We start from the raw sequence: 18,651 nt of genomic DNA, 5'->3' as shown, positions 1-18,651 counted from the left end.
TAGAGAAGGCACGCCACCCTCCTTGCAAAGGGCTCTATAAGAGAAGTGCGCGTGGGGAATTCGACCGGGGCCTGAGGCTTCGTTGACTTAACCTGCCGTGACAGGCAAATGTCATGGCCACAACAAAAGCGACAAGCCGTTCCGCCCGGGGAAGAAGCAGCCTTTCTGGATGCCAGACACGGAAGATGTCATAGCCGAACTCGGCAATGAGCCGCCGCTTATCGCGGACGGCCGCAGCGGCCCGCCCGATCGGCGCGAGGTCTCTGCGCGCTGGCTGTCGGGCACGTTCCTGACCGGCGTGACGTCGAGCGTGCTGATGGGCGTGGCGCTGTTCGCCGCCCTGGACGGGCGCCAGCAACTGGCGACCCCACCCGAAATCGCGGAACTGATCGGCCTTGCCAGCAATGGCGATTCTGGCGAGGTGGCCAAGACGACCAGGCTGGTGGCGCCGCGTCAGATCGCCAAGGCCAAGGATCGCCGTCGCATGGAAGTGTCGATGGTCACCAAGGTCGGTGACCGCGATGTCATCCACACCATGCCTTTCGTGCAGATCAAGATGGCGCTCGCCGCCGGCCACACCACCAGCCGGCCCTACCCGCCTTTCGACCCGATGCAGGTGTTCGGCAACGACGGCGACGATACCCCGGCGCAACCGGCGACGGCCTCCGCTGCCTCCGGCCAGATCTATGGCGCCAAGGTCGAAAGCGAGATGAGCCTGAAGACCGTCGATTTCCCCGTCGAGACAGCCTCCTTTGACGAAAAGAGCGACCTGTCCGCCGACGAGGTGGAAAAAGTGGTGCGCGAAGCCGGCACCGACCTCAGCGACGGCGCCGTGCAGGTCGCTTCACTCCATTATGTCGACCCGCAGCGATTCGGCGAAGCGTTCGCCGAGAGCATGGCCGGCTCCTATGACGTGAAGATCGTGCCTGAAAACGTCTCGGTTTCACCTCGCGCTGCCACTGACGACCAGGCGCCGGCTTTCGCCGAAGAAATCATTCCCTTCACCAAGGACACCGATCTCACCGAAGCCTTCGCCGATTCGGGCTACACGGGTGACGACGCCACCGGCATGGCCGAAGCCATCGCCAAGCTGTTGAACGCGCCGACGCTCAAGGCCGGAACGGTGCTGCGTGTTGGTCTGGAAGTGCACGGCGATGCCGCAAAGGTCGTGCGCACCAGCGTCTATGACAAGACCACGCATATCGTCACCATCGCGCTCGACGACCGCGGCCAATATGTGCCCGCGCAGGAGCCGGACCCGAATCCCGAACTTTTGACGGCGTTCGACGATTCGTCGGCACCCGTGGTGGTGCGTGGCAACCTGCCCAATGTCTATGACGGCATCTACCGCACCGCCTATTCCTACGGCATGTCCAAGGCGATGACCCAGCGGCTGATCAAGCTCTTGGCCTCCGATGTCGACTTCCAGTCCCGCCTCAATCCGGCCGACCGCCTCGAAGTGCTGTTCTCGCAGCCCGATGGCGACGACCAGACCTCGGACGATTCCGAGCTTCTGTACGTCTCGGCGACCTTCGGCGGCACGACGCGCAACTTCTACCGCTTCCAGATGCAAGATGGCAGCTCGGACTATTTCGACGAGAACGGTTCGAGCGCCCAGCAATTCCTGCTGCGCAACCCCTTGCCCAACGGCAGGTTCACCTCCGGGTTTGGCGCTCGAAAGCATCCGATCCTGGGCTATGTCCGCATGCACACCGGCACGGACTGGGCGGCCCCCATCGGCACCCCGATCATTGCCGCCGGCAACGGCGTCATCGAAAAAGCCGGCTGGGCCGGGGGCTACGGCAAACAGATAATGATCCGCCATGCCAATGGCTACGAGACATCCTATAACCATCAGAGCGCATTCGCCAAAGGCATTGCCGTCGGCGTGCGCGTCCGCCAAGGCCAGGTTATCGGTTACCTCGGTCAAACGGGCCTCTCCACCGGACCGCATCTTCACTACGAGCTGATCGTCAACGGCACCAAGGTTGATTCGATGCGTGTCCGCCTGCCGGTCGGCAAGGTGCTGAAAGGCGACGACCTCGTTGCCTTCAAGCGCGAACGCGAGCGCATCGACGATCTGCTGAAGCAGGAAGATGGCAACTCGCTGAAGGTCGCCAGCGCCAAGATCGACGGCTGAACCTCTACCGATCCGGCAGGGGCGAATCAATTTCTCGGCGACGCCGCCAGGGCAGTGCCTGACCCGGAACGGTAATCCAGGCGATGATCGCTGCAACCAGGCAGAGCACGGCGGTCGTCAAGGATACGGCCGAAAAAGCCATGTCGCTGGCAGCAAGCCGCGTTGCTTCAAGTTCGGGCGGCAGGCCTGTCGATACAGGTTCGCCAAAACCCGGAATGCCCGGCCTGATGCTGGCGTCGAGCATCCTTGAATAGACCCAGGTGGCAAGCGATCCCATTGCCGCCACCGCGATCAGGCCGCCAATACGCGAGACGGCATTGTTGATGCCGGAGGCGGCCCCCGTATCCTTGTCTTCCACCGCCGTCATGATCGCCGTCGACAGTGGTGAGACGACCAGGGCCATGCCGAGCCCCATCAACGCCATCAGCGGAAATGTTCCGGTCCAGAAATGGTGGATGCCGGCATGGCTGAGCAGGGCAAGTCCGGCGAAGGCGAAAGCCACGACCAGGCTGCCGCAAGAGATCGGGAAACGCGGTCCGATCCGGTCCGACAATTGGCCGACCGGTCCTGACAGGAGCGCGATCGATGCCGACAGCGGCAGGAAGATGAAGCCGACCTCGGCCGTGCTCAATCCCCAGCCTGCAATCAGCAGCATCGGCAGATAGAACAGATTGGCCGAAAGCGCGAAATAGAGGAAGAAAGTCGCCACATTGGCGCCGGCGAAAGCCCCGATACGAAACAGGCTGAGGTCGATCATCGGCTCGCGCCGCCGTTGCTCGAACAGGATGAAGACGACAAGCAGCACGGCGCCGGCGGCGATGCTCGGCCCCGCCATGTGGCCCTCGCCACTGGAACTCATCGAAGTCAGCCCATAGGCGAGCGCGCCGAAGGCCAGCGTCGCCAACGCCCCACCGCCAAGATCTAGGCTGCGTTTTTCCGTCGGCGCATCGGCCGGAACCTTGAAGAGCAGGAGATAGATGGAGATCAGGCCAAGCGGCAAGTTGACGGCAAAGATCGCCCGCCAGATACCGCCGCCGAAAGCTGAAAGTACCAAACCGCCGAGCACGGGGCCAAGCGCGGTGGTCAGTGCCGAGGCAGCGGCCCAGATGCCGATCGCCCGGCCGCGTTCTTTTTTCGGATAGGCCTTGGCGATGATGGCGAGGCTGCCCGGCACCATGATCGCCGCGCCTATGCCCTGGAGTGCGCGAAACGCGATCAGGACGACAGCATTCGGCGCCAGCGCACAGGCGAGCGAGGCTGCGACGAACAGCATAATGCCGGCCACGAAGGCGCGGCGCAGCCCGAACCGGTCGCCAGCGGCGCCGCCGGCGAGGATCAGCGCCGACAGCGTCAGCGCATAGCCATTGGAAATCCACTGCGCCTCGGCAAGACTGGCGCCGAGATCGATCCGGATCGCGGGCATGGCGATGGCCAGGATGGACCCATCGATAAAGCCGAGCGCCGAGGCCAGGATCGCCGCGATCAACACGTAACGTCGCTGCGATTGCGAACAGAACGTCCCGTTGGTCGCGGTTATGGAAATAGCGGCTTCGTCAGAGGATTGCATGAGCTTGCTTAGACCGTTGGCATAGGCTCAACAACAAGCCAGCAAGTCGATCTCGTTAAAACCAGATAGAACTGGCCACAAGGTCAGGGTCGCGCCGGCTCGTTGGTCGTGCAGCTGGTCTATGCCGCTGCACTGCGCGGCTCATTGCTGCGCAACGTCATCGGCTGAAGGTCCGCCAACGAATTCCACGGTAACGCCTGGCGAGACCAGCTTGGCCAGTTCGCGCGCGTCCCAGTTGGTCAGGCGCACGCAGCCATGGCTTTCGGTCTTGCCGATCTTCGACGGCTCGGGCGTTCCGTGGATGCCGTAGGTCGGCTTGTCCAAGGCGATCCAGACCGATCCGACAGGTCCGTTGGGGCCTGGCGGAATGGTCAGAATCTTGTCGTTCTGGCCCTGCTTGAAGTTGATGTTGGGGTTGTAGGTGTAGTTCGGGTCGAGTGCGATGCGTGACACGGCGTGGATGCCGGTGGGCGACGGTGTATCGGCCGAGCCGATGGTTGCGGGATAGGCCGCGACCAGCTTGCCGCCCGCATCGTAGGCGTACACTTCCTTCTTGGTCTTGTCGGCGACGATGCGCGCGACCGGCGTCGACACCAGCTTGCCGAAATTGGCGACCTTGATGATCGTGCCGGGGCTGTTGAAGTCGAGGCCCTTGTTGATCGACTTCAGATAGTTCTCATCCATGTGGAAGCGCTCCGCCAGCGCCTCGGTAACAGAGGTGTAGCACATGCAGTTGAGCTGCGCCTTCTGGCTGTAGTCTTCCGGGATCGAGGCGACATAGGGTCCGGCTGCGTCCTCGGCTGTGATCGTGTAGTTGGCAAAGGGGTCACCGCCGGACTGCGAAAGAGCCGCCTGAATGCCGGCCGAATCGGTCGACTTCAAATTGCTGCCGTTAATCTCATTGTAGGCAGCGAGCGCCTTGTCGACATTCGAGCCAAAGCGGCCGTCGATGACGCCGGGCGAAGCACCGCCCCGGTCGAGTAGCACCTGCAGTGCCGCGACATCTTGGCGTGCTCCCAGCGCCAGCGACGGATCGACCGTGGTCTTGCCCATCTTGGGCGGCAGTCCTGCCTGGTCGGAGGGCGCGGCCTGTTCCGTCGGAGCCGACGGCTGCATAGGGTCTATCGAGGCCTCGTTGAGCGGCTGACGCTTGATGCTGCCCGGCTTTGCCGGCGGCCGCGCATCGGGATAAGTATTGTCGTAAGTGCCGTCGTCCTGCGGCGCCGGCGGAAAGGACTCCACCGAATTGTCGCCATTGGCGTCATATTCGTCGGCCGGCGGCGGGATGACCCGGCCCTCCTCTTCCAGCTGCTTGCGACGGAACCGAGCCATGTCTTCCGGATCGTCGAGATAGTAGCGATCATCACCGCTGGGGGCACGGCCCAACTCGCGCAGCCTTGTCTCGCGGCGCAGCGCGCGGCGGTCGAGCCGTGTTTGCGGCGGCTGGATGGCGATGACCTTGCCGGTATCGGCATCGACGATGACGCGGTTGCCGCGGGCGTCGTAGTAGATGTCCAGATTTCCATCCTGGGCAACGAGAATGCCGCCATTATCGGCAGCGCGGACAACCCTTGTCGCGTTGTCCTGTGTCGGCGAGGCAAGCGCGGCAAAAGGCACAAACCCGGTGGCAAGCGCCGTAAGGGCAAAGATCGTGCGGAACATCGTGGCCAAACTCTCCGGTCCGTAATTGCCGCCGTCCGGCATTATTGTCCAGCGAACCCATTCGCCAGCAAACCATTTACCCTACCATATGGTTCCAACATGAACCGGGCATGAAGATGGCGGTTTTCCGGCATGTCGACGAATAGCTAGTTTGCGGCGAAACCCAATTCCCTCCGCGCCTGTTTGGTCAGCTTCAGGGCGACAAGGCGATGGCTCTCGCGCAGATAGTCCTTCAGCGCGGCATCATCCATGCTCTGGCTTGTCCGACGCTGGATCCATTTCATCCCACGCGAGGCCAGGTAGGGCGCCGGCCGCAGCCCGGGCTGCTCCTTGAGCACATCATAGGCAATATCGGAACATTTGAAGGTGACGAAGAGCTGCTCGCCCTGGTCCCAGCCGCCGATGGCGAACACCTTGGTCCCGACCTTCCAGACGTGGGCGCCGCCCCACTGCACGACGTGGTTTGTCGCGGCCAGCGAGGCGCAGAAGCTGTTGTAGTCGTCCAGCGTCATTCGCCCCCCATCATTGCTATGAAAACGCCGCGCGTCCGGGATGGACGCGCGGCATCCTTGTTTTTATGCATGTCGTTCACCCAAACCGAGTTCAGTTTTGGGCGACATATATTGATCAGGCCGCAGCCTCGGTCGCGACGACCGTCGGCTTCGAGCGGAAGTTCAGCCGGTCGGAACCGGACGTGACCTTGACGGTCGAGCCATCGAGGATCTCGCCGAGCAGAATCTTCTCGGCCAGCGGATCCTGCAGTTCCTTTTGCATCACCCGCTTCAGCGGCCGCGCGCCATAGGCCGGGTCGTAACCCTTGGCCGCGAGCCACTCGATCGCCTCATGATCCAGCGACAGCGCGATCTTGCGATCGACAAGCAGGCTTTCCAGCCGTTTGAGCTGAATTTCGACGATGCGGTCCATGTCCTTGCGGCGCAGCCGGTGGAACAGGATCACCTCATCGACGCGGTTGAGGAACTCCGGCCGGAACGATGCCTTGACCACATTCATCACCTCGTCGCGCACGGCGTCGACATCCTGGTCCTCGCCGAGATTGACCAGATATTCGGCGCCGAGGTTCGACGTCATTATGATCAGCGTGTTGCGGAAATCGACCGTACGGCCCTGCCCGTCGGTGAGCCGGCCGTCATCGAGCACCTGCAAGAGCACGTTGAAGACATCGGGATGTGCCTTCTCGATCTCGTCGAACAGCACGACCTGATAGGGCCGGCGCCGCACCGCTTCGGTCAGCGCGCCGCCCTCCTCATATCCGACATAGCCGGGAGGCGCGCCGATCAGCCGGGCGACCGAGTGCTTCTCCATGAATTCCGACATGTCGATGCGCACCATGGCGCTGTCGTCGTCGAACAGGAAGCTTGCCAGCGCCTTGGTCAGTTCGGTCTTGCCGACGCCCGTCGGCCCGAGGAAGATGAACGAGCCGATCGGCCGGTTCGGATCCTGCAGACCGGCACGGGCGCGCCGCACCGCCTTTGAAACGGCCTGCACTGCCTCGCCCTGGCCGACGACGCGTTTGCCGATCTCGTCTTCCATGCGCAGCAACTTGTCGCGCTCGCCCTGCAGCATCTTGTCGACCGGAATGCCGGTCCAGCGCGAGACGATATGGGCGACGTGGTCGGGGGTGACCACTTCCTCGACCATGCCGGCCTTGCCATCCTGGGCCTCGGCTTCCTTGAGCTTCTTTTCCAGTTCCGGGATCTTGCCATAGGCAAGCTCGCCGGCGCGCTGGAACTCACCCTTGCGCTGGGCAATGGCCAGTTCGTTGCGCGCCTCGTCGAGCTGCCTCTTCAGATCGGCGGCGAGCCCGAGCTTCTGCTTCTCGGCCTGCCATTTCGAAGTGATCTCAGCCGATTCCTCTTCGAGGCCGACAAGTTCTTTCTCGAGCCGTGCGAGCCGGTCCTTCGAGGCATCATCCGTCTCGACCTTCAGCGCTTCGCGCTCGATCTTGAGCTGCATGATGCGGCGGTCGATCTCGTCCAGCGCCTCGGGCTTGGAATCGACCTGCATCCTGAGCCGCGACGCGGCTTCGTCGACCAGGTCGATCGCCTTGTCCGGCAGAAAACGGTCGGCGATGTAGCGGTTGGACAGCGTCGCCGCCGCCACCAGCGCCGAATCCGAGATACGCACCTTGTGGTGCTGCTCGTACTTTTCCTTCAGGCCTCGCAGGATCGAGACCGTGTCCTCCACCGTCGGCTCGTCGACGAAGACGGGCTGGAAGCGGCGGGCCAGGGCGGGATCCTTCTCGACATGTTTTCTGTACTCATCAAGCGTGGTCGCGCCGACGCAGTGCAGTTCGCCGCGCGCAAGCGCCGGCTTCAACAGGTTCGACGCATCCATTGCACCATCCGCCTTGCCGGCACCGACCAGCGTGTGCATCTCGTCGATGAACAGGATGATGTTGCCGTTGGCCGAGGTGACTTCCGAGAGCACGGCCTTCAGCCGCTCCTCGAACTCGCCGCGATATTTGGCGCCGGCGATCAGCGCCCCCATGTCGAGCGCCATCAGCTGCTTGTCCTTCAGCGATTCCGGCACGTCGCCATTGACGATGCGCAGCGCCAAGCCTTCGGCGATCGCCGTCTTGCCGACACCCGGCTCGCCGATGAGCACCGGATTGTTCTTGGTGCGGCGCGACAGCACCTGGATGGTGCGGCGAATCTCGTCGTCGCGGCCGATGACCGGATCGAGCTTGCCGGCGCGGGCGTCGGCCGTGAGGTCACGCGCGTACTTCTTCAGCGCGTCATAGCCCTGCTCGGCGCTCGCCGAATCGGCGGTGCGGCCCTTGCGGACATCATTGATGACCTGATTCAGCGCCTGTGCGGTGACACCTGCCTTGGCCAGGATATCGGCGGTCTTTGCCGACTTCTCCATGGTGAGCGCCTGCAACAGCCGCTCGACGGTGACGAAGCTGTCGCCGGCCTTCTTGGCCAGTTCCTCGGCGGTCGAGAACACCTTGGCCAACGGCTGTGCCAGATAGAGCTGGCCATTGCCGCCCTCCACCTTCGGCATCGCCTCGAGGGCGGTCTCGACACCGAGCTTGACGTCGCGGACGTTGCCGCCGGCGCGTTCGATCAGCGACGCGGCAAGGCCCTCATCATCGTCGACGAGCACCTTCAAAATATGTTCGGGAGTGAATTGCTGGTGATTGCGGGAGAGCGCCATCGTCTGCGCGGACTGGATGAAGCCGCGCACGCGCTCGGAGTACTTCTCAAGGTTCATATCTGTCTCCTTCCGTCACCGGCCCGCTTTGCGGCACCGGATCAGATTGCGGTGACGGACCCGCCCATTCGAGCCGGATCCTGTTCAGCCGAGATATGGTGCATGGACCATTCCGTCTCAAGACGCCTTGATATTGGTCAATGCATAATATTCCACGTCAGCCCAAACGGAAACGGCGGAGATTTCTCCCCGCCGTTCAACGCCTTGAAATGCTGTTCGATCAGTTGTCGATGTCGACAATCACCGGCTCCGCATTGCCGCTGTCGGCCGGGGTCGCTGCCACCTCGCCGGCATTCGCATTGTCGTTACCGCCGTCGACCTGGTCAATATTGGCGCGCGGACGGCGCGGACGCCGGGGGCGACGGGCAGCACCGCTCTCGGCAGCCGCCTCGTTAAGCTCGGCCTGGGCGGCAAGAGCCGCCGGCGAAAAACCCCCGAACAGCGGAGCCGGCTCGGCCGCCGCAACGGTCTCGACCGGCGTACCGGGATCGCCCTGCAACTCTGCCTGTACCGGGGCCTCGCTGCGCTGCTGCTGGCCGCCTTGTTCCGCGGAAGAACCGTAGTCGCGCTGGCCGTTCTGGCCATAGCCGCCATTGGGACGGCGATCGCGGTGGCGCCCGCCATTGTTGTCGCGGCCGCCATTGTTGCGCCCATTATTGTCGCGCCCGCCACTGTCGCGCCCGCCACTGTCGCGATTGTCGCGACCGTTTTCGCGGTTGAGCGCAACCTCGGCCGGCATGCCTTCGATCACCGGCTGCGGCCCGGCGCCATGGTTGATCACCGGAATTTGTGGGTCGGAAACGGTGTTGCCGCTGTTGCCCGCCCCGCTGTTGCCGGCATTGTCGAAATCGTCGCGATCCTCATCGCCGTCATCGTCGAAATCGTCGCGATTCTGCTGCGTGTTCTGGATCGGCATCTGCGCCTGCGCGGCTGCTATGATGCGATTGTAGTGTTCGGCGTGCTGGAGATAGTTCTCCGCCATCACCCGGTCGCCGGAGCTTTGCGCGTCACGGGCCAGAGTGGCGTATTTTTCGGCGATCTGCTGAGCCGATCCGCGGATCTTCACGTCCGGGCCGTTGCTCTCGTAGTTGCGCGTCAGGGGATTCGGCCCCTTGCGGTTGTTGTTGTTATTATTGTTGTTGCCACCGCCGCCGCCATTGTTGTTGCGACCGCGCATGCGCCTGTTCTGCTGTTGTGGCCTCATTCGACTCTCTTCATCTTGAAATTTTCGAAAACTCGTCACGAACGGAGGCGCTCATGCAGCCAGCCGTTTCGTTTCTTCACCGGCGTTCGCCCGCATCAATTGCGTTGGCGCCACGTGCCATCCTGTTCCGGTTACATCACTTGCCGGACGATTCCCGCACGAAGCTTGGGCGTCGTTTGCGCAAGAAGGCAGCTATTTCCAAGGAGGACCGAATCGCTAAGAGCACTGCCTGCTTCGTCTCATCCGGTTGAGGCGACCCTAGCCGCATTCCCTGGTATTGCCAAGCGGTTTTTTCGCACTGCGTCAAGGCTTATCCCCTTTGAAAGACAAGAACCCTGTCGTTTCCGCCGAGATCACGCATGGCAACGGCCGATGCGTAACCAGCCGCCTTGAATATATCCGTAACCTCATTGCGTTGCGTGTAGCCGATCTCGACCGCAATCCTGCTTTCGGCCTCTAGAAACCGTGCCGCCTCGGCGGCAATGATCCTGTAGGGGTTCAGCCCATCCACGCCGCCATCCAGGGCAAGACGTGGATCGAAATCGCGGACCTCGTCCTGCAGATTTCCAATGTCTGTTGATGGTATGTAGGGAGGGTTTGCGGCAATTACATGGTATCGGCCGGAAACTTTTTCGAACCAGTCCGACCGGACTGTGGTGAGCCGGTCGCCGAGCCCGAGCCGCCCGGCATTGCGGGCCGCCGTAGCCAGCGCGCCGGCGGAAATGTCGACGCCGGTGGCGGTCGCGGCCGGCACCGCACTCAGCAAAGCCAGGGCGATGGCACCCGTCCCGGTGCCGAGATCAAGGATACGGCATACGCCCTCCCGCGCGGCAGTCGTCTTGACGAAGGGCAGGATCGCCTCGACGAGCGTCTCGGTGTCCGGCCGCGGTTCCAGCGTGTCCGGTGACAACGACAGGTGCAGACCGTAAAATTCGCGATAGCCGAGGATGCGATGCACCGGTTCGCCGCCGGCTCGCCGTGTCAGGGCGGCATCGATCGCGGCGATGGCGTTCCTGTCGATGTTGCGTTCGGGCTCGGCAATGGCCTGCGTGCGCGTCGTGGCGGAAAAATGTTCGACGATCAGCCGGGCATCGAGCTCCGGATCATCGACAGCTGCCGACGTCAGCCTGGCCCGCGCCTCGCGCAGCAGAAGCCCCAGCGTATCAGGCAGCTTGTCAGCCATCCAGGCCGATATCGGCCAGCAGCTTCGACTGATGATCGGCGATCAGCGCGTCGATGATCTCGTCGAGTTCACCCATCATCACCCGGTCGAGCTTGTAGAGCGTCAAGTTGATGCGGTGGTCTGTGACGCGGCCCTGCGGGAAATTGTAGGTGCGGATGCGCTCCGAGCGGTCGCCCGAGCCGACCTGCGACTTGCGTGATTCGGAACGTTCCTCATCCGCCTTGCTGCGCTCCAGATCATAGAGCCGGGCGCGCAAGATCTGCATCGCCTTCGCCCGGTTCTGGTGCTGTGACTTCTCCGCCTGCACCACCATGATGCCGGTCGGCAAATGGGTGATACGGACGGCCGAATCAGTAGTGTTGACATGCTGACCGCCGGAGCCGGAGGCGCGCATCGTGTCGATGCGGATGTCTTCGGCCCGGATCTCGATATCGACCTCTTCGGCCTCTGGCAGCACGGCGACGGTGGCCGCGGACGTGTGGATGCGCCCGCTCGCCTCGGTCGCCGGCACGCGTTGCACCCGATGCACGCCGGATTCGAATTTCAGATGGGCAAAGACCCCCCTGCCGGAAATGGTGGCGATGATTTCCTTGAAACCGCCGGCATCGCCGTCACTGGCCGACACTGTCTCGAACCGCCAGCCGCGTCCGGCGGCATAGCGCTCATACATGCGAAACAGGTCGCCGGCGAAAAGCGCGGCCTCATCGCCGCCGGTACCGGCGCGGATTTCGAGGATGGCGTTCTTGTCGTCGGCGGCATCCCTGGGCAGAAGCAGGACCTGGATGTCCTTCTGCAGCGCCTCGATACGCTCCTCCACACCGGGCAGATCCGCCTCGGCGAGCGCCCGCATCTCGGCATCGGTACCCTTGTCGGCAAGCATCGCCTCGAGGTCAGCCTGCTCATGCTCGGCCGAGCGCATTTCCCGAACCTTGCCCACCATGTCCTGCAGCTCGGCATATTCCGATGCCATTTTCACATAGGCATCCGGCGCCGGGCCGGCCGACATCTGCGCTTCGAGCATCTCGAAACGCTTGACGACTTGATCCATACGATCGCGGGGCAAATTGACCATGACGGGGGCGCTACAACGGGATCGAGCGGTCGTCGGCGAAGGCCTGGAGCAGCGCCCGCATCGGCAGCCCCTGCGCCGGCGCCATCAGGTTGTCGTCGAAAAACGCCGTCAGTTCATCCAGAGGCAGTTCCGTCAGCATCGCCTTGACCGGTCCGATCGAGGCCGGCGACATCGAGATCGAGCGGAAGCCGAGACCGATCAGCGCCATGGCCGAGATCGGCTTGCCGGCGAGTTCGCCGCACAGCGTCACCGGAGTGTGGTTGCGCGCGCCGGCATCGGCGATCTGCTTGAGCACGCGCAGGAACGGCGCCGACAGCGTGTCGAAGCGGTTGGCCAGCTGCGTGTTGCCGCGATCGACCGCCATGACGAACTGGAAAAGATCGTTCGAGCCGACCGAAACGAAATCGACCGCCTTCATCAACTCGTCGAGCTGGAACAGCAGCGACGGCACTTCCAGCATGGCGCCGAGCTTGAGGCTGGTCGGCAGATGATGGGCAAAGCGCGACAGATGCCGCACCTCGCGGTCGATGATTTCCCGCGCTTGCGCAATCTCGCCGAGCTCGGTCACCATCGGCAGCATCAGCTTGAGCTCGCGCCCGCCGCTGGCCTTCAGCAAAGCGCGGATCTGGGTGCGCAGCAGCCCCGGCCGGTCGAGCGTCAGCCGGATCGCCCGCCAGCCAAGCGCCGGATTCTCTTCCTGGATGGCGCCCTTGAAATAGGGGAGCACCTTGTCGCCGCCGATGTCGATGGTGCGGAAGGTGACCGGTTTGCCGCGCGCCGCCTCAAGCACGTCGCGGTAGAGTTTTTCCTGCGCCTCGGCGCGCGGAAAGGTCGAGGCGACCATGAACTGCAATTCGGTGCGGAACAGGCCGATGCCGGCTGCGCCAGCCTCGGCAAGCTGCGGCAGGTCGACGGCAAGCCCGGCATTCATCAGGAGGTCGACCTGAACGCCGTCCCGGGTCATCGACGGCTTCTTGCGCAGCTCGCGGTAGACCTCTTGCCGGCGGGCACGGAACCGTACCTTTTCGGCATAGGCGGCTTCGAGATCCGACTGCGGCCGCAGATGGATCGTGCCTTCCTCGCCGTCGACGATGATGGCATCGCCGTTTTCCGCCATGGAAACGGCGCCTTTCATCTGGCCGGCGACCGGAATGCCCATGGCGCGCGCGACGATGACGACGTGGCTGGTGGCCGCACCGTCCTCAAGCACCAGTCCGCGCAATTTGTCCCGGGGATAATCGAGCAGTTCGGCCGCGCCCATCGAGCGGGCGACGATGATGGCATCCTTCGGCAGCGAGGCCGCGACGTCCTCCGGCCCGCGCCCCATCAGCTGGCGCAGCAGCCGGTTGGCGAGGTCGTCGAAATCGCTCATCCGCTCGCGCAGATAGGGATCGGTCATGTGCAGCATGCGGGCGCGCATGTCGCTTTGCACCTTTTCCACCGCGGCCTCTGCGGTCAGGCCGTTGCGGATTGCCTCTTCAAGGCGCCGCACCCAGCCACGGTCGTTGGCGAACATGCGGTAGGCTTCCAGCACCTGGCGATGCTCGCCCTCGAAGGCGACGTCGCGGCGCTCCAGCATGTCGTCGATAGAGAGCCGGAGCGAACCGAGCGAGCCATCGAGGCGACGCACCTCCTCCTCGCTGTCCTCATTGAACAGATTGGTGACGACGATGCGCGGCTCGTGCAGCACGACATGGCCAAGCCCGACACCATCGTTGAACGACAGGCCGGTGAAGCTGACGGGCCGGCGCAGGTCGAGTTCGAGGCCCGGCCGGGTCAGCCGCGCCAGATCGCCGGTGGCGATCATCTCGGCGATGACCATCGCCGTGGTCTCCAGTGCCTCGACCTCGTCGTCGCGGTAATGGCGCATGGTCTTGTTCTGCACGACCAGGACGCCCAGCGTGCGCCCTGCTCTCAGCACCGGCACGCCAAGGAAGGAATTGTAGATCTCCTCTCCGGTCTCCGGCAGATAGGCGAAAGCCGGATGTTCCTGCGCATTGGACAGGTTGAGCGGCCGCGCGCTAGCGGCGATCGTTCCGACAAGGCCTTGTCCCAGCCGCAGCTGCGCCAAGTGGACGGCGTTCGGGTTCAGACCTTCGGTGGCGTAGAGCTCGAGCACCGAATCGGCGCGCAGCACATAGAGCGAGCACACCTCGGCGACCATGTTGGAGGCGATGTCGCGCACGATCCGGTCAAGCCGCTCCTGCGGCTCCAGCGGCTCTTGCATGAGCTCGCGGAGCCGTTTCAGCAAAACGCGCGGGCCACTGGCCTGGTCACGCATCGCGGCTTCTTCTCCAATGAAACACTTGCCGGCGCAGTTTCCGCCGCTGTCGGCACGCGCGCAACAACTGATTCAGTCTTGCTACTGCTTATCCAGACCGTAGACGGAATGCAAAGTGCGAACTGCCAGTTCGGTGTACGGACCGTCGATCAGTATCGAAATCTTGATCTCGGAGGTGGTGATGGCGCGAATGTTGATCGCCTTGTCGGCCAGCGCTTTGAAGGCGGTCGCCGCGACACCGGCATGGCTCCTCATGCCGATGCCGATGACCGAAACCTTCGACATGCCGGCTTCGGACTGCACGACATCGTAGCCGACATCCGCCTTGATGCGCTGGAGCACGGCCAACGCCTTGTCGACGTCACCGGACGGCACGGTGAAGGTCATATCGGTGAGCTTGCCGTCCTCGGAGATATTCTGGACGATCATGTCGACATTGATGTTGGCCTCGGCCAGCGGTCCGAAGATGCCGGCGGCGACGCCTGGGCGATCGCCGACGCGGCGCAGCGAAATCTGGGCCTCGTCCTTGGCGTAGGCAATTCCGGTGACGACCTGCTGTTCCACGATCTCTTCCTCGTCGCAAATGAGCGTTCCCGGAGGATTGAGCAAATCCCCCATTCCGGGCGCGTCGGGATCGTCGAAGGACGACCGCACGAAGGTACGCACCCTGTGCACCATGGCAAGCTCGACCGAACGCACCTGCAAAACCTTGGCGCCGAGCGAAGCCATTTCAAGCATTTCCTCGAACGAGATCTTGGCCAGCCGCCGCGCCTTCGGCTCGATGCGCGGATCGGTTGTGTAGACCCCGTCGACGTCGGTGTAGATGTCGCAGCGATCGGCCTTGACCGCCGCGGCGATGGCCACCGCACTTGTGTCCGAGCCGCCGCGACCGAGCGTGGCGATGCGATTGTCGGGGCCGATGCCCTGGAAGCCGGCGATGACGGCCACCTGACCCTCGCCGAAGCGCTTGATCAGGAATGCGCCGTCAATGTCGAGGATGCGCGCCGCGCCATGTGCATTGTCGGTCTTGATCGGGATTTGCCAGCCCTGCCAGGAGCGGGCATGCACGCCCATGTTCTGCAAGGTGATCGCCAACAGGCCGGCGGTGACCTGTTCGCCCGAAGCAACCACCGCGTCATATTCGCGTGCGTCGTGCATCGGCGAGGCCTCGCGCGTCCAGGCGACCAGTTCGTTGGTCTTGCCGGCCATCGCCGAAACCACCACCGCCACCTCATGGCCGGCGTCGACCTCGCGTTTGACGTGACGCGCCACATTGCGGATGCGGGCGATGTCGGCGACGGAGGTCCCGCCGAATTTCATCACGATACGCGCCATGGAAGCGAAATGCCTTTGACTGAAGCCACTCCCTGCCAAGAACGGGGAGCCGAAAGCGGAGGAAAGCGCCCGGCTGACGCCGGCCGCTGAATGCGCGGCCTCCTTAGCCAAATGCTTTCGGTTTCGCAAGGCTGGCGGCAATATGCCGGCTTCAACAAGATGGCATATTGCCTTGGGGGACGGCGCCGCTTACCAAATGCTGCCCGCGGGGGAATTGCTTTTGGTCCGGCATAACAGATGATTGCTCGTCTTCGGCGCGCTATGCGATTGCAATCGCTGCCGCTTGTCGTCGGTTTCGCCGTGCTGGCTCTGATCGTCGGCACCCGCGCCCTGCTGGTCGAAGGACAGCGGGCCAACCGTGCCGCCGCTCGCGAGACGATCGAGTATCAGGAACAGCTTTCCGGGCTGCTTTCATTGGCGCAGGATGCCGAGGCCGGCCAGCGCGGCTACCTGCTGACTGGCGAGACATCCTACCTCGAGCCGTACCAGAAGGCTGTCGATGCGATCCCGGGGCAACTAGCCCGCATCGACGCCATGACGCCACCCAATGATCAGCTTGCCCCACAGATCAGCCACATCAAGGACGCGCTTTCCCAAAAGCAGGCCGAATTGTCCGAAACGATCGCGCTCTACGACAAGGGCGATGCGACGAAGGCGCTGGAACTCGTCCGAGGCGGCCAGGGCAAGGCGGCCATGGACGAGATCCGTGCCAGCATGGACACGATCCGGCGCATCGGCGCCGCCGACATCGCCGCGCGCGACGAACACACGGACAAGGTCGAGGCCTGGCTGCGCATCGCTTCGCTGGCGGCGCTTATCGCGATCTTCCTGCTCGGCGCCTACACGATCCGCCAATCCCGCCGTCGCTTTCGCGAGGTCGCCGCCGCCCAGGAAGAGCTGATGCGCAAGAACATCGAGCTCGGCAGCGAGATCGACACGCGTGAAAAGGCCGAATCCCAGATCCGCCAGATGCAGAAAATGGAGGCGGTCGGGCAACTGACCGGTGGCATCGCCCACGATTTCAACAACATGCTGGCGGTCATCCTCAGTGCCATGAACCTTGCCCAGCGCAAATTGAAGCGCGGCGAGAATGACATCGAGAAGTTCATCGAGGCCGCGACGGACGCGGCCAGCCGTGCCGCCAATTTGACCTCGCGGTTGCTTGCCTTTTCCCGTCTGCAGCCGCTGGCGCCTCAGGTGGTCGACACCAACCGGCTGGTCACCGGCATGTCCGACCTTCTGCACCGGGCGCTCGGCGAAGGCGTCCGCATCGAAACGGTGCTGGCGGGCGGCCTTTGGAAAACCCACGCCGATCCCAGCCAGATCGAGAACGCGATCCTCAACCTGGCCGTCAATGCCCGCGACGCCATGGACAATGAGGGCAAGCTGACCATCGAGACCGCCAACAGCCATCTCGACGAGGCCTATGCCGCGACCCATGCCGAAGTCACATCAGGCCAGTATGTGATGATCGCGGTGACCGACACCGGCACCGGCATGTCGCCCGACATCATCGCCAAGGCCTTCGAACCCTTCTTCACGACCAAGCCGGTGAACAAGGGCACGGGACTTGGGCTGAGCCAGGTGTTCGGCTTCGTCAAGCAGTCGGGCGGTCACGTCAAGATCTACTCCGAACCGGGCCAAGGCACGACGATCCGGATCTATCTGCCCCGTTTCTTCGGCCCGGAGGAGCCGGCGACGTCAGCCGGACGTGGCAAGAGTACCGCCAACGTCACCGAGACGATCCTCGTCGTCGAGGACGACGCCCGCGTGCGGGCCGCCACCACGGACGCCATGCGCGAACTCGGCTACACGGTCATCCACGTCGAAAGCGGCGAGGAGGCGCTGCAGAAACTGGCCGCGACCCCTGACATCGCCCTGCTTTTCACCGACATCGTCATGCCGGTGATGAACGGCCGCAAGCTCGCCGAGGAAGCGGTGGCGCGCCAGCCTGGTCTGAAGGTCGTCTTCACCACCGGCTTCACCAGGAATGCCGTCGTCCACAACGGCGTGCTCGACCATGACGTGCACTTCCTGGCCAAGCCCTTCACCATCGAGCAGCTCGGGGCCAAGCTACGCGAAGCGCTTGACGTGAAATAGGCTGCGCGTTCAGGTCAGCCGGTCTCTTTGTCACCCTGGAAAATTGTTGCCTTGACATTCCCTCCCCCACGCCCGACTTCCTAGCGTTCGAGGAGACCAATCCATGCCAGAAGCCCGACGATCGACGATCGATGCCGGAGAAGTGGAACGCTTTTCCGCCCTTGCCGCCGAGTGGTGGAACCCGAACGGCAAGTTCCGGCCGCTGCACAAATTCAATCCAGTCCGACTTTCCTATATCCGCGACCAGATAGCGACGCGCTTCGGCCGTGATCCGCGCGCGGCGCGGCCTTTCGAAGGCCTGCGCATCCTCGACATCGGCTGCGGCGGCGGCCTGTTGTGCGAGCCGATGGCGCGACTTGGCGCCGACGTCGTGGGAGCGGATGCCTCGGAAACAAACATCGAAGTGGCAAAACTGCACGCGGCCGAAGGCAATGTGAGCATAGACTACCGCGCCACGACGGCCGAGGACCTCGCTGACGCCGGCGAGACATTCGACGTCATCCTCAACATGGAAGTGGTCGAGCATGTCGCCGACATCGACCTGTTCGTCGCTATATGCGGGCAGATGGTCCGGCCCGGCGGCATCATGTTCGTGGCTACCATCAACCGCACGCTGAAGGCGCTCGGCCTGGCCATCATCGGCGCCGAATACGTGCTGCGCTGGCTGCCGCGCGGCACCCACCAGTTCGGCAAGCTGGTGCGCCCGGAAGAACTCGAGAAAGCCCTCGGCGGCGCCGGCCTGACGACCATCGACCGCACCGGCGTCTCCTACAATCCGCTCGCCGATCGCTGGGCGCGATCGAAGGACATGGACGTCAACTACATGGTGCTGGCGGAAAAGGGCTCTGTCTGATCCTGTTGAACTGTTCAGAA

General features: G+C 63.4%; 12 protein-coding genes. 3 read left to right on the top strand and 9 right to left on the bottom strand.

Going from position 1 to position 18,651, the window contains the following annotated elements; all coding sequences use genetic code 11:
• Window positions 1-169 precede the first annotated feature (169 nt).
• A complete protein-coding gene (locus tag EB233_RS08220) occupies window positions 170-2,140 on the top strand; it encodes a M23 family metallopeptidase (RefSeq protein ID WP_027054010.1) in 1,971 nt (656 codons plus the stop codon).
• Window positions 2,141-2,144: 4 nt separating this feature from the next.
• On the opposite strand, the gene EB233_RS08215 is transcribed toward EB233_RS08220, so the two are convergent.
• From EB233_RS08215 to EB233_RS08175, 9 genes are all read right to left on the bottom strand, one after another.
• Complete coding sequence (locus tag EB233_RS08215) at window positions 2,145-3,707, bottom strand: MFS transporter (protein ID WP_064992380.1); 1,563 nt, start codon at window positions 3,705-3,707, stop codon at window positions 2,145-2,147.
• A 141-nt stretch (window positions 3,708-3,848) separates the two neighbouring features.
• Window positions 3,849-5,369, bottom strand: coding sequence for a L,D-transpeptidase family protein (locus EB233_RS08210; protein ID WP_064992492.1), 1,521 nt, complete (start codon window positions 5,367-5,369; stop codon window positions 3,849-3,851).
• A gap of 146 nt (window positions 5,370-5,515) precedes the next feature.
• The gene (locus EB233_RS08205) at window positions 5,516-5,881 is read right to left on the bottom strand and encodes an MmcQ/YjbR family DNA-binding protein (protein WP_064992381.1); all 366 of its coding nucleotides are present in this window, start codon (window positions 5,879-5,881) and stop codon (window positions 5,516-5,518) included.
• A gap of 115 nt (window positions 5,882-5,996) precedes the next feature.
• A complete protein-coding gene (clpB, locus tag EB233_RS08200; RefSeq protein ID WP_064992382.1) occupies window positions 5,997-8,603 on the bottom strand; it encodes an ATP-dependent chaperone ClpB in 2,607 nt (868 codons plus the stop codon).
• 220 nt (window positions 8,604-8,823) lie between these two features.
• The gene (locus EB233_RS08195) at window positions 8,824-9,807 is read right to left on the bottom strand and encodes a DUF4167 domain-containing protein (RefSeq protein WP_064992383.1); all 984 of its coding nucleotides are present in this window, start codon (window positions 9,805-9,807) and stop codon (window positions 8,824-8,826) included.
• 310 nt (window positions 9,808-10,117) lie between these two features.
• A complete protein-coding gene (gene prmC / locus EB233_RS08190) occupies window positions 10,118-10,990 on the bottom strand; it encodes a peptide chain release factor N(5)-glutamine methyltransferase (protein WP_064992384.1) in 873 nt (290 codons plus the stop codon).
• The gene (prfA, locus tag EB233_RS08185) at window positions 10,983-12,062 is read right to left on the bottom strand and encodes a peptide chain release factor 1 (protein ID WP_064992385.1); all 1,080 of its coding nucleotides are present in this window, start codon (window positions 12,060-12,062) and stop codon (window positions 10,983-10,985) included. The genes prmC and prfA overlap by 8 nt, the downstream gene beginning before the upstream one ends.
• 10 nt (window positions 12,063-12,072) lie before the next feature.
• Window positions 12,073-14,343, bottom strand: coding sequence for a phosphoenolpyruvate--protein phosphotransferase (ptsP, locus tag EB233_RS08180; protein WP_027054018.1), 2,271 nt, complete (start codon window positions 14,341-14,343; stop codon window positions 12,073-12,075).
• 81 nt (window positions 14,344-14,424) lie between these two features.
• Entirely contained in the window at window positions 14,425-15,678 is a 1,254-nt protein-coding gene (locus tag EB233_RS08175; RefSeq protein WP_027054019.1) for an aspartate kinase, read from the bottom strand.
• A gap of 261 nt (window positions 15,679-15,939) precedes the next feature.
• Between EB233_RS08175 and EB233_RS08170 the strand changes: the two genes are divergently transcribed.
• Window positions 15,940-17,778: a CHASE3 domain-containing protein gene (locus tag EB233_RS08170; RefSeq protein WP_081294383.1), complete on the top strand. Its 1,839-nt coding sequence runs from the start codon at window positions 15,940-15,942 to the stop codon at window positions 17,776-17,778.
• 103 nt (window positions 17,779-17,881) lie between these two features.
• Window positions 17,882-18,631 (top strand): bifunctional 2-polyprenyl-6-hydroxyphenol methylase/3-demethylubiquinol 3-O-methyltransferase UbiG, encoded by a 750-nt coding sequence (gene ubiG / locus EB233_RS08165; protein WP_064992387.1) that lies wholly within the window; start codon window positions 17,882-17,884, stop codon window positions 18,629-18,631.
• The last annotated feature ends 20 nt before the right edge of the window (window positions 18,632-18,651 follow it).

Origin of the sequence: Mesorhizobium erdmanii, assembly GCF_013170725.1 — a bacterium.
GTDB classification, from domain to species: Bacteria; Pseudomonadota; Alphaproteobacteria; order Rhizobiales; family Rhizobiaceae; genus Mesorhizobium; species Mesorhizobium erdmanii.
Note: the sequence above shows the minus strand (reverse complement) of the source record. Positions and strands in the feature narration are given on the sequence as shown.

Coding starts and splice junctions, on each gene's coding strand:
- EB233_RS08195 (WP_064992383.1), bottom strand. CDS start 9,807: ATGAGGCCACAACAGCAGAACAGGCGCATGCGCGGTCGCAACAACAAT.
- EB233_RS08175 (WP_027054019.1), bottom strand. CDS start 15,678: ATGGCGCGTATCGTGATGAAATTCGGCGGGACCTCCGTCGCCGACATC.
- prfA (WP_064992385.1), bottom strand. CDS start 12,062: ATGGTCAATTTGCCCCGCGATCGTATGGATCAAGTCGTCAAGCGTTTC.
- EB233_RS08210 (WP_064992492.1), bottom strand. CDS start 5,369: ATGTTCCGCACGATCTTTGCCCTTACGGCGCTTGCCACCGGGTTTGTG.
- ubiG (WP_064992387.1), top strand. CDS start 17,882: ATGCCAGAAGCCCGACGATCGACGATCGATGCCGGAGAAGTGGAACGC.
- EB233_RS08170 (WP_081294383.1), top strand. CDS start 15,940: ATGCGATTGCAATCGCTGCCGCTTGTCGTCGGTTTCGCCGTGCTGGCT.
- EB233_RS08205 (WP_064992381.1), bottom strand. CDS start 5,881: ATGACGCTGGACGACTACAACAGCTTCTGCGCCTCGCTGGCCGCGACA.
- EB233_RS08220 (WP_027054010.1), top strand. CDS start 170: ATGCCAGACACGGAAGATGTCATAGCCGAACTCGGCAATGAGCCGCCG.
- clpB (WP_064992382.1), bottom strand. CDS start 8,603: ATGAACCTTGAGAAGTACTCCGAGCGCGTGCGCGGCTTCATCCAGTCC.
- prmC (WP_064992384.1), bottom strand. CDS start 10,990: ATGGCTGACAAGCTGCCTGATACGCTGGGGCTTCTGCTGCGCGAGGCG.
- EB233_RS08215 (WP_064992380.1), bottom strand. CDS start 3,707: ATGCAATCCTCTGACGAAGCCGCTATTTCCATAACCGCGACCAACGGG.
- ptsP (WP_027054018.1), bottom strand. CDS start 14,343: ATGCGTGACCAGGCCAGTGGCCCGCGCGTTTTGCTGAAACGGCTCCGC.